The organism is Dietzia sp. DQ11-71, from assembly GCF_014144995.1.
Lineage (GTDB): Bacteria > Actinomycetota > Actinomycetes > Mycobacteriales > Mycobacteriaceae > Dietzia > Dietzia kunjamensis.
Map to the genome: position 1 here is coordinate 1 of NZ_JAALDT010000082.1, position 10,926 is coordinate 10,926.

Consider the following 10,926-nt stretch of genomic DNA (forward strand, 5'->3'; position numbering starts at 1 on the left):
GACCTTCAGCGCTGTGGACGGTCCAGCTCCGCAGCGAAGAAAGCCGACGCCTGCTTCAAGATCGTGTTTGCCCGCCGCAGCTCGCGGTTCTCCTTCTCCAGCTGGGCCAGGCGGGCGTCGCGATCGGCGGACACCGACGAGGCGTCTTGGCCCTCGGCCTGGGCTTTGCGCACCCAGGTCCGTAGCGCTTCGCGGTGCACGCCGAGCTGCTCGGCGACCCGCACGATCGCACCGTGTGAGCGATCGGGGTCGGCCAATGCTTCCAACGCCATTCGTGTAGCTCGTTCACGAAGCTCGTCTGGGTACTTGCGAGGTGCTCCCATGGTTCTGATGATCCCTTCCCGGGTATTCGATGTCTCCATCAAACCCGGGGCGATTCACGCCCAGCTGATCAGCGTGATTTTCTGGACCTCGAATTGCTGCTTGAGTCCGATAGCTGGTCTCCCGCCGCGAACAGGTCGAAAATCGACGGGCCAACGTTTTCTGCGCGCCATTGCTCGTACACGTCAGCTGCGCTTTCTTTGAGGGCGGTGCGTTCGGTAGCAGAAAGCGCACAGTAGTCCTGTAGGGCTTCGCGCCAAGCACCGATCGTCCGCGTTGGAACTATCTGGCCTCCGCCGTTTTTAATAGTCGAAGTCCAAGGAGTTACGTCTTCGATAAAGACAGGGCAACCTGCTGACAGGCTCTCGGCGATTGCATGTCCGAAGTTCTCGTGTTCAGTGGGTAGAAAAAAAGCATCCGCCTCAATAAACCGCTCGCGAACTTGCGAGTTGTCTACGCTGCCGTGAAAGGTTGCTCTAATGTTGGACGGAAGGGCGGCAGCGAGACGTTGGCACTTTTCCAGATAGCTCGGAACCTGCGCGCTTCCGTAAATATCCAAGTGCACCTCTTGTGTGACTCCTGCCAGTGCCTCAAGTAATAGGGTGAGTCCTTTGATCTCAGATATTCTGCTTACGAAGACGAGACGCACTATTGAATTGCACGGTATGCTGCGGCGAATGGCTTTACTTGGAAGCAGAGATTCATTCAGGCGAACCTTTACGTCTGCTTTTGGGTAGAAGGCCTTTAGTTCGTTGGCTTCAGTTGCGCTCGATGCGTGCCAGCCAATTTGGCTATGAAGATTTAGTAGGCGCGATACGAAGAGGTAGAGGCTCTTTTTTCGGGCCTTGATGGCGAGGGCAGAAGCCCCGAATTCCCCCCGTGGCGCCAGGATAATTTTCGCGTTCCCGAAATATCCGATCTTTGACAGCGCTACTGGAAGGATCGAGAATCCAGGGCTTAGAAAGCTGTTGATGTAGACGAAATCTGGCTTAACGGCCGCGCCGGAGCGAAGTGCACGATAGAGTGAAAAAGGCTTGCGCTTCTGGGCGTATAAGACTCGGGCTTTGCCGCGCTGTAGCCATTCGTCGGTCTTTACATCCAGTGGAGTGGTTTCACCCCAGTCGGTGTCCGAGGTGATTACGTTGAACTGGAATCGATCCCCATGTGTATCGACCATTGCTTCAGTGGTCCGTATCGGCCCGCCGCCCCTATAGGCTGGGGGGTATAAAGGTGAAATAAGCAAGATGCTCGGCTGCTCGGGCTCGGCGCAGTTGACGCTGTTCTTACTAGAGACGGGAGACATTGCCGCTGTCCTTTGCCACTGATCCGCGGGTGTCGAAGAATGCTTGCGAAACCTTGACAATGTCCTCAACATTGTACGAGCGGTGGTTCTGTAACAAGATGACCATGTCAGCAGCCGCTGCTGCGGTCTCGGCAGAATCAACACGCTGGGCTGCGGGGACCGTCGACCAATCTTCTACAAAAGGGTCGTGGAACTGTACGATCGCGCCCTTCGCGAGCAGCTTTTCGGCAACGTCAGTCGCCGGCGACTCGCGTTGATCGGCGATGTTTGGCTTATAGGTAACCCCGAGTAGTAGCACGGTTGAACCCTTGAGGGCACGCTCTCGATCATTTAGCAGATCCTGGGCGCGTTCGACCACGTACGCTGGCATGCGGGAGTTAATTTCCTGCGCAAGCTCAACAAACCGGAATGGATAGCCCAGCCTGGCCTCAACATTGTGCGAAAGGTAATTAGGGTCAATCGGGATGCAGTGACCGCCGACACCTGGGCCAGGGTAGAATGCCTGGAAACCAAACGGCTTGGACTTTGCGGCGTTGATAACATCCCAGAGGTCAATACTCAGATCATGGCAGAAGCGAGCCATCTCATTAACGAGGGCAATGTTTACGTGTCGGTACGTGTTCTCGAGTAGCTTCGCCATCTCGGCTTCCCTGGTGCCGCGTGTCCGAACCGTTGAATCAACGAACTGCCCGTAGAAGTTCGCTGCGCGGTCCGTGCACTCCGGCGTATGTCCGCCGACGACCTTGGGCGTGTTCTTTGCCCCGAAAGTCGGGTTGCCGGGGTCGATCCGCTCGGGAGAGAACGCGAGATTGAAGTCAGTTCCTGCGTGGAGTCCACTAGCTTCCAGCAGAGGGCGCACAATCTCGTCCGTGGTGCCTGGGTACGTGGTGGATTCAAGAATGACCAGCATCCCCTCATGAACCTGGTCCGCGATCATCGTGGCGGCGCCAATGACGGCGGCGAGGTCCGGCCCGCCCTCGTCGGAGAGGGGGGTCGGCACGCAGATAACGGCTACGTCAGCCTTGCGAAGCACGGTGGGGTCGGAAGTGGCCGTGAAGCCGTGGGACATCATCTCTGCGATGTCGGCGTCGCTGAGATCGTCAATGTGGGACTTTCCACTGTTGAGGGACCCCACCACCTTCGGACTAATATCAAGCCCGGTGACTTGCAGTCCAGCGAGCGCCGCCTCTCGAGCTAACGGAAGCCCGACATAACCAAGTCCCACGATGACTGCTCTAGTGGTCATTGAATCCCCTTGCGATGGTATCGATTTGGCTACCGTTGGACGGTTCAATTGTCGTGCTTGTGCTTGTGCTTGTGCTTGTGCTTGTCAAGACACGGGTGGCCCTTACCCAACTTTCCGTTGGTGAGTTAGGTTACTAGGCGCTCGGGCTGTGGCCCCACGCCTTCCATGTGAGACACCCCTTCTGGCCGTCACCGGGGTTAGCGACGTATGCCCGCCCAATGGTTGTGTCGATTCGCTGTCGATAGAATAAATTTCACCGTGCGCTCCGATGTGTTGTCGATTAGATAGTCGTCGGGCGTGAGATGGCTGACGCCGCCGCCCGTGTAACCGGAGTCCATCGCGACCTGGACGGCGGCAACGACGTCGCCGGCGTTCAGTCCGGTCATCATGATGCCGCCGGTGTCCAAGGCCTCGGGGCGCTCGATGGAGTCACGGAGAGTGATAGCAGGGAATCCGAGGATTGACGACTCCTCGGCGATCGTGCCCGAGTCCGACAGGCAGCATGCCGCTGAGACCTGGAGTTTGTTGTAGTCGTGGAACCCAAGCGGTTCGGAGAAGGTGATGCCCTCCGGCTCTGACCAGCCCGGTAGTGCCTCGAGTCGCTTGCGGGTCCGGGGATGGGTGGAGACGAACACCGGCAGCTTGTAGTGGGCGTAGACGGCGGTCAGACAATCGAGCAGCATCTGAAGACGCTCCGGGGAATCCACGTTCTCTTCGCGGTGCGCAGAGACCAAGAAGAATTTGCCCTCCTCGAGACCCTCGTCGGCCAGAACCGCCGATGCGTCTATCTGGTCACGGTAGGCGTTAAGGACCTCACGCATTGGAGAGCCGGTCTTGAGGATGCGGCGGGGGTGGAGTCCCTCGGCTAGCAGATTTCTTCGTGCGTGCTCCGTGTAGACGAGGTTGAAGTCGGACACGTGGTCGACCATGCGCCGGTTGGTCTCCTCCGGCACGTTCAGGTCGAAGCAGCGATTGCCCGCCTCCATGTGATACGTCGGAATTCGCATCCGGCGAGCCATGAGGGCGGCGATGCAGGAGTTCGTGTCACCGAGCACCAGCACGGCATCGGGCGATTCATCGCGCATGACCTTTTCTGCAGCGATCAACGTGCCACCGAGAACGGCGCCGAGACTGGACGTATCTACGCCGAGCATGTGGCCGGGCTGGCGAATCCCCAGGTCGTCAAAAAAGACTTGGTTGAGAGTGTAGTCGTAGTTTTGGCCGGTGTGAACCAGGATGTGCTCGATGCCAGCGGTCGCATCCAAACGATGAATGACTCGGGCCAAGCGGATGAGTTCAGGGCGGGTGCCCACGACGGTCATGACCTTCACTGATCTGACTCCTTGGCAGTACGGCGGACGGGCTCCGCGAATGTGTCAGGGGCGTCCGGGCGGAAGAGTTCGTGGCTCCAGAACTGCGTGAGCAACACTTCGTCGCCGGTGTTGGTGATGTTGTGAACCCATCCCACGGGCATGTCGATCGCGACCGGTGCCTCACCGGACACCTCAAAGTCCAGGACATCGTCCTCGAACATCTTTCGAAGGCTGATCCTGGCCTTGCCCTGGATTACGGCAAACCGCTCGATCTTGGTCAGGTGGTAATGCTCGCCGCGGGTGATCCCTGGAACGGTGGTGCTGAACGAGGACTGGCCTTCGCCGCCGCAGCAGCGGACCGTCTCCACAAATGAGCCACGCGGGTCGGAGTGCGGAACGAGGGAAATCGGGTAATGCTCGGGGAAGAGACCGGTTCGATAGGTGTTGAACATGTCGATCCGGAACTTCGAACTGAGGTTAGGGATCTCACCGATCGGTACATACGATCGGTGAAACTCCTGCAGGAGATCCCACACCGCAACGACGCTGGTGAGCTCGCCGGTGGGCCGGAGCATTCCTTCACTTGTCTCGAAGGCATCCATCAGAGCCTGTGCCGCATCCTGTGCGTGGAGGAGCTCCACGGGATTGTCATCGATCTGCGGGGTCTCGCCGTTGATGACGGACTTGACGAACGTGGCGACGAAGGAGTTGTAGTTGGGAGCTCCGTGTTCGCCGAACAGGTTGGGCAAACGAACGTCTACAAAGTGCCCGCCGAGGGCGCGGGTGGCCTCGGCGACCTTATTCTGGGCGGCCAACTTGCCACGACCGTAGGCGTTGTCTCGCTCTACCTGGATGGTGCCGGCCATGGCGACCCGTAGGGCCCGACCCGAAGCGGTCACGGCCGCAGCGAGATCGGCGCCGAGCTGGATGTTCCCCTGCTCCACGGCGGCGTCACTATCAGCTCGGTTAACCCCCGCGATATGGATAACCGCATCCGCGTCTGCCACAAGGTCGGTCAGCTCTGACCAGTTTTTCCGTATGACGGGGCGAACTTCATGGTCGGTCAACGCCGCAAGGCGGAGTCGCGTGTGCCAGCCGAGAAAACCGCTGGCGCCGGTAATGACGATCTTCATCGATTGACCTCCACCAGGACCTGCTGCATCTCGGGCAGTGCCGTGATCATCGCAGCCGTCTCCCTGACGGTCATCTGCTCGGTGTTGTTTGAATCGAAGTCCTGGGCCTCGCGGGCGCCAGAGTCTCCTTCGTCCTCGTAGACCGAGTACTGGAGGGATCGTGCGTCTAGCGGCACCTTGAAGTAGTCGCCCTGATCGGTGGCCTTGGCCATCTCCTCACGCGAGAGGAGGGTCTCGTACATCTTCTCACCGTGGCGCATGCCGATCTTGACGATCTCCGGATCGTCAATGCCCATGACGAGGGCGGTGGCCCGAGCGAGCGTGTCAACTGTGCAGGCCGGAGCCTTTTTGACGAACAGGTCGCCGGGCTCGGCGTGGAAGAACGCGTGTTCAACAAGATCGACGGACTCCTGCAGGCTCATGAGGAACCGCGTCATGGAGCCTTCAGTTAGTGTGAGCGGCTTGCCCGCGCGAATCTGCCGCACGAATAGCGGGATCACGGATCCCCGTGAGTGCATGACGTTGCCGTACCGGGTGATGGACACGGTGGTCTCGGACTTGGGGTTGTTGCGTGCGAATGCCTGCGCGGTCTTCTCCATGAGCGCCTTGGACATACCCATCGCATTAACCGGGTACACGGCCTTGTCCGTGGATAGACAGACGAGCGACTTCACGCCTTGCTTGTGGGCGGCGTTAATGACGTTGCGGCTGCCATCGACGTTCGTCTTGACTGCCTGGTCAGGGAAGAACTCGCACGACGGGACCTGCTTAAGGGCCGCGGCGTGGAATGCGAAGTCGGCACCGACGAACGCGCTTTCCACGCTCTCCTGGTCGCGGACATCCCCGATGAAGAACTTGAGGCGAGGTTCGTCCATCTTGGACCGCATTTCGTCCTGCTTGGCTTCGTCGCGGCTGAAGATGTTCACCTGGTCTACCCCCAAGGTGAGCAGATGTCGCGCCATTGTGGAACCGAACGATCCGGTACCTCCAGTGATCGCGACGGTGGCTCCGGACAAGCTTGGGGACACGGATGGGCTCCTGAGATCGCGGATTGGCTGTGTTCGTGCTCGCAGCGCTGACTCTATTACGGAGGCGCAACTTCGCGGGCAGCGCAGTGCGGGGTTGCACGTCTGCAGGCTGAAGCGCGGCGCGGGTTAGATCTTCGTGCCGCTCAGAAATTGTGACTGTGAGAGCCTTCTGTCATGAGTCACCCAGCGACCACAACGCTCGTCGCCACTGCATTTTCAACGGGAGCGGCAGGCCCGCTAGTGCGCAGCTGGCTCCATCGCCGGCAGAGTCTTGATCACCCAAATGAGAGATCTTCTCATTCGGTGCCCACCCCGAGGGGGGGAGGGCTGGCTTGCGCGGTAGGGGCCATCGTCGGTGCATCGGTAAGTCGAACGCGGGGGAGTGGAGCTACCAGGGCTTGGATTGCTTCGAGCGCTGCGCTTGGCGCGGTTGGCCGTGTTGACGACCTTGCACAACTCTCTGCGACTCCGAGATTGGGTGCCCAGTTTGCAGTGGGGGCCATCGTGGGAGGTGTGTCGGGCGGGGCCTTAGGTGCAGCCTTTGGTGCGGTAGCGACGCCAGCAATTGTCAACGCTTTTAATTTTATGGATGGTATTAATGGCATTTCCGGTGGGACGGCCTTGGCATGGGGGTTATCCGTCGCAACCGAACCTTCGTTGGATCTAGGCCAGAAGACTCAAGCGATGGTCACGGCTGGAATGGCTCTTGGATTCCTTCCCTACAACGTTCCGAAAGCAACGATGTTCTTGGGCGACGTAGGTAGTTATCTGCTAGGTGCTGGAATTGCTGTAACCGTGATTCAAAGTGCATTTGAAGGGGGCCAGCTTGCCCCGAGACGCCTGAGTGGGACATTGGCTCCGCTTGCTCCCTATCTCGCTGACACGGGGACCACGATCCTGAAGCGCGCCGCTCGGGGCGAGAGTCTGACTGTTGCGCACAGAGAGCATGCGTACCAGCGTCTTGTTCAGGCAGGAGAGTGGCCACACTGGCGCGTAGCTGCGTTCGCGTCAGGGGCGGCTGGCTTGTGCGGACTCGCAGGGCGGTCCCGTTATGGGGCTGCCGCGATTGTGCCTGTTGTCGCGCTCTATCTGTTCGCCCCAGGTCTCGTCGCCGCCGTTCGAAAGAAGCAAGCGCAGGACGAACCAACTCGTTTTGGAGGTCGGAATTGAGGATCGGATATGTCACGCAATGGTTTGATCCGGAGACAGGCTCCGCGGCGACACCCGGGATTATTGCCCGAGCATTGGCTGCTCGTGGCCATCAGATCGAGGTATTGACTGGATTTCCAAATTATCCAGAGGGTCGTTTATATGACGGGTACTCTCTGTCGTTGTACAAGCGTGAGGTGCACGACGGGCTAACGGTCCACCGATCGCCGCTTATCCCGACACATAAGTCCCGCGCGCTATCTAGGCTGCTGAATTACTCGAGTTTTGCGGCCTCGGCAGGCGCCGTGGGGGCTAAGGTTTTGCGCGACGTAGACGTCGTCCTAGTGCACTCGACACCCGCAACGGTCGCTGTTCCTGCCATGGTGGCTAAAGCGCTATACGGGATACCGTTCGTTCCAATGATTCAAGATTTGTGGCCAGAGACCGTTACTTCAAGTGGGTTCCTAGGTGGTGGGTCGGCGAGTGGTGTCGAAAAGGTGCTACACGGATTCTGTGACGCCGTTTACCGTCAAGCTTCACATATTGCTGTGATATCTCCAGGGATGTCGGTTTCGATCCAAAAGCGTGGAATTGCAGCTGAAAAAATTACCTTTGCTCCCAACTGGGTAGATGAGGACACATTCCGGCCTGAAATTCGAGACGAGACCCTTCGGCGTTCCTTCGGTCTGAACAGGGACTTTGTGGTTATGTACGCCGGCAACTACGGAGAATTCCAAGCGCTGGAAGTCGTTCTGGCGGCTGCCGATCGGCTTCAATCGCGAACTGATATTCAGTTCGCGCTTGTCGGCGGTGGAGTGATGGAGGAACCACTCAAGCGCATAGCTAAAGAAAAGAAGCTCGACAACGTTGTTTTTATTCCATCGCAACCCTTCTCAGCGATGACCAAGATTCTTGCGCTCGGTGACCTTCATCTTGTGTCTCTACAGGACCTGCCGTTGTTCCGTATAACTTTACCGAGTAAATTGCAGGCAACTCTCGCTGCTGGCAGGCCGCTGGTAGGGACCGTCCGCGGCGATGCCGCAACCGTCATTCACGATTCAGGTGCAGGAAGGACGTCGACGCCCGGTGATCCAGACGACCTAGCTCGGGTCGTTACTGAAATGGCGGATGCTCCCGGAAGGACCGCAGAAATGGGACTAGCCGGAAGGAACTACTACGAGCGTGTTTTTTCCGAGTCCTCGTCGGCAGGACGGCTTGCTTCAGTGCTTGAACACGCAGCTAGAACCAGAAAGAGGGGCAAGCGATGAAGGTCATTGTCGTAGGTGCTACGGGGTTCGTGGGTTCCGCTGTGTGTGAGTCGCTCACAACGCAGGGACACGAAATAGTTGCGATACGCGCGCCACGAGTCACTGCTGCGGACGCGTCGACAGGCCTCGAGCTGCGGAGTGCAGCGGTGAGTGATCTCGCCGCTGAGTTTGCAGCCGCGGACGCGGTAGTTAATTGTTCGGGCAACCCCGATGCTTCTGAACAGGACTCGAACGAGTTGCTTGCCGCCAATGCGGTATCTCCTGCAATCGTTGCCCGAGCAGCCTCGCAGGCGGCAGTTGCGCGACTTGTTCATGTGAGTAGCGCTGTAGTGCAGGGTAGACGTCCCAGTCTGGACGAGTCGGACTCAACCGAAGAATTCTCCTCGTACGCGTTCTCGAAAGCGGAAGGAGAGCGGCGCGTCCGTCATGAATTTCCGAATGCAACGATGTATCGGCCACCCAGTGTTCACTCTGAGACACGCAGAGTCACAGCACTGACCGCGAAAATTGCCGGTTCTCCGCTCGCCACTGTCGCTGCTCCAGGGACCCAACCCAGCCCGCAGACCCTCATTGGCAATGTGGCCTCAGCGATTGCCTTCCTCGCCACGTCGGCGGCAGCCCCGCCAGCTGTGGTGATTCACCCCTGGGAAGGTCTGACATCTGCTGACGTGATGACTCTCTTGGGGGGTAAGCGTCCGACAGTGCTTCCGCGAGCACTCGCTCGGACAGTCTGTCGTGCGCTTGAAGTCGTGGGCTCAAAGGTTCCAGCAGTTGCAGCTAATGCGAGGCGAGTCGAGATGCTCTGGTTCGGTCAAGGCCAAGCAGTGTCTTGGCTGACCACCATGGGTTGGCAACCGCCGCACGGAGAGGAAGCTTGGCGCGTGCTCGGTGAGGCCATACGGGAGAAGAAGTCGTGAGCAGTGAACCGCTCGATCTTCCCGGTGCGTACTTGTTGGAGTCGCCGTGCGGCAACGACCAGCGCGGTAATGGAGTTGAATTGTTCCGGATAAGTCGAGTCGTCCACGTTGTCGGCTTGGATTGTCTTACGGCTCAGACCTCCTTGCTTCGTAATCACCCGGGACTCTTCGGGGCATTCATCTGGCGGAGGGGCTCCGCCAGAGCAAACTCATCACGTGCATAACTGGGAAGATCCGCGATGTTCTAGTCGACCTCCGGCCGGACTCGCTGAGTTTCGGCCGGGCGGAAATAGTAGATATATCGGGAGAATCGCCAGCCACGGTTTTTTGCCCGCCTGGAGTCGCTCACGGCTTCATCGCTCTAGATCCAGGTTCGATTGTGACCCTGGCAGTCGACGTGCCATTCTCCGAGGTGACTGAACAGGCGATTGATGCTTTCGATCCCGACCTCGGTATCGATTGGTTGATGCCTAAGGAAGATTGTGTGCGATCTGAGCGAGATCAGTCGGCCCCGCAGTTGCGAAGCCTCAGGCTGAATTAGTCGTCGTTGAGACAGGGCGTGTTTAGTTTTCTGTGTAAGCCGTGCTTGAAAGGAAGCGCAGGAAACAATGACGATGTGAACCGCCCCAGGTTTCCCGCCGCCTCCTTTTGAGTCGAGGAGGATGGTTGTATGCCGAAGAAGATCGATCCCGCGGTCAAAGAGCGGGCGCTGCGGATGGTGTCCGAGCATCGGGGTGAGTACTCGTCGTTGACGGCCTGCTGTGACCAGGTGGGCCGACGTCTGGGGCTGGGCAAGGAGACGGTCCGGAGGTGGGCTGTGCAGGCCGACATCGACGCCGGAGCCCGGCCCGGGGTCAGCACCGAGGAGAGCGCTGAGATCAAGCGCCTCAAGGCCGAGAACCGGCGGCTGACTGAGGACCTGGAGATCATGCGCAGGGCCTCGATTTTCTTCGCGGGGGAGCTCGACCCCCGCAACCGGTGATCTGCGAGTTCATCGACCAACTCCGGTCGGAAGGTCATGCGGTCGAGTCGATCTGCAGAGGATTGCGCAAAGCAGGCCTGCAGATCGCCGCACGGACCTACCGCGAGTGGACTTCGCCGCAGCGCGTGGTGGCGGCCAGGACCGTCAGCCCTGAGTTGCACATGTTGACGGGGCTTTGCCGGTTCGTGGCATGATCTGCGCTGGTAGCGGCGTTGGTGAGTGCAGATTCTAGGCACTAATCGGTGGGCTATCGTCGCGGTGTGAGC

General features: G+C 59.0%; 10 protein-coding genes, 1 pseudogene and 1 other annotated feature. Of the genes and pseudogenes, 5 read left to right on the plus strand and 6 right to left on the minus strand.

All coding sequences use genetic code 11. From position 1 onward, the window contains the following. Nucleotides 1-5: 5 nt before the first annotated feature. The 6 genes from G6023_RS03405 to G6023_RS03430 form a co-directional block, all read right to left on the minus strand. The gene (locus G6023_RS03405; RefSeq protein ID WP_347570707.1) at nucleotides 6-362 is read right to left on the minus strand and encodes a transposase; all 357 of its coding nucleotides are present in this window, start codon (nucleotides 360-362) and stop codon (nucleotides 6-8) included. A gap of 29 nt (nucleotides 363-391) precedes the next feature. Next, nucleotides 392-1,498, minus strand: coding sequence for a glycosyltransferase family 4 protein (locus tag G6023_RS03410; protein WP_182634080.1), 1,107 nt, complete (start codon nucleotides 1,496-1,498; stop codon nucleotides 392-394). Nucleotides 1,499-1,607: 109 nt separating this feature from the next. Beyond that, complete coding sequence (locus tag G6023_RS03415; RefSeq protein WP_182634081.1) at nucleotides 1,608-2,870, minus strand: nucleotide sugar dehydrogenase; 1,263 nt, start codon at nucleotides 2,868-2,870, stop codon at nucleotides 1,608-1,610. 197 nt (nucleotides 2,871-3,067) lie between these two features. Beyond that, complete coding sequence (wecB, locus tag G6023_RS03420) at nucleotides 3,068-4,192, minus strand: non-hydrolyzing UDP-N-acetylglucosamine 2-epimerase (RefSeq protein WP_187699913.1); 1,125 nt, start codon at nucleotides 4,190-4,192, stop codon at nucleotides 3,068-3,070. Between the two features lie 5 nt (nucleotides 4,193-4,197). Next, entirely contained in the window at nucleotides 4,198-5,316 is a 1,119-nt protein-coding gene (locus tag G6023_RS03425) for a polysaccharide biosynthesis C-terminal domain-containing protein (protein WP_182634083.1), read from the minus strand. Next, nucleotides 5,313-6,344 carry a polysaccharide biosynthesis protein gene (locus tag G6023_RS03430; RefSeq protein WP_347570708.1) on the minus strand — a complete coding sequence of 344 codons (1,032 nt, stop codon included), beginning with the start codon at nucleotides 6,342-6,344 and terminating at the stop codon, nucleotides 5,313-5,315. The genes G6023_RS03425 and G6023_RS03430 overlap by 4 nt, the downstream gene beginning before the upstream one ends. 174 nt (nucleotides 6,345-6,518) lie before the next feature. Here G6023_RS03430 and G6023_RS16330 point away from each other — a divergent pair, with 174 nt between their 5' ends. From G6023_RS16330 to G6023_RS03455, 5 genes and pseudogenes are all read left to right on the plus strand, one after another. Next, the gene (locus G6023_RS16330; RefSeq protein ID WP_472986418.1) at nucleotides 6,519-7,514 is read left to right on the plus strand and encodes an MraY family glycosyltransferase; all 996 of its coding nucleotides are present in this window, start codon (nucleotides 6,519-6,521) and stop codon (nucleotides 7,512-7,514) included. Further along, the gene (locus G6023_RS03440) at nucleotides 7,511-8,761 is read left to right on the plus strand and encodes a glycosyltransferase family 4 protein (protein WP_472986419.1); all 1,251 of its coding nucleotides are present in this window, start codon (nucleotides 7,511-7,513) and stop codon (nucleotides 8,759-8,761) included. Before G6023_RS16330 ends, G6023_RS03440 begins: the two co-directional genes overlap by 4 nt. Next, complete coding sequence (locus G6023_RS16335) at nucleotides 8,758-9,678, plus strand: NAD-dependent epimerase/dehydratase family protein (RefSeq protein ID WP_182634086.1); 921 nt, start codon at nucleotides 8,758-8,760, stop codon at nucleotides 9,676-9,678. Before G6023_RS03440 ends, G6023_RS16335 begins: the two co-directional genes overlap by 4 nt. A gap of 172 nt (nucleotides 9,679-9,850) precedes the next feature. After that, a pseudogene (locus G6023_RS16340) lies at nucleotides 9,851-10,219 on the plus strand (dTDP-4-dehydrorhamnose 3,5-epimerase family protein); the annotation flags it as partial. Nucleotides 10,220-10,348: 129 nt separating this feature from the next. Further along, nucleotides 10,349-10,660, plus strand: coding sequence for a transposase (locus G6023_RS03455; RefSeq protein ID WP_067713135.1), 312 nt, complete (start codon nucleotides 10,349-10,351; stop codon nucleotides 10,658-10,660). Then, nucleotides 10,618-10,752: a sequence feature (AL1L pseudoknot), on the plus strand. Its footprint overlaps the gene before it by 43 nt. The last annotated feature ends 174 nt before the right edge of the window (nucleotides 10,753-10,926 follow it).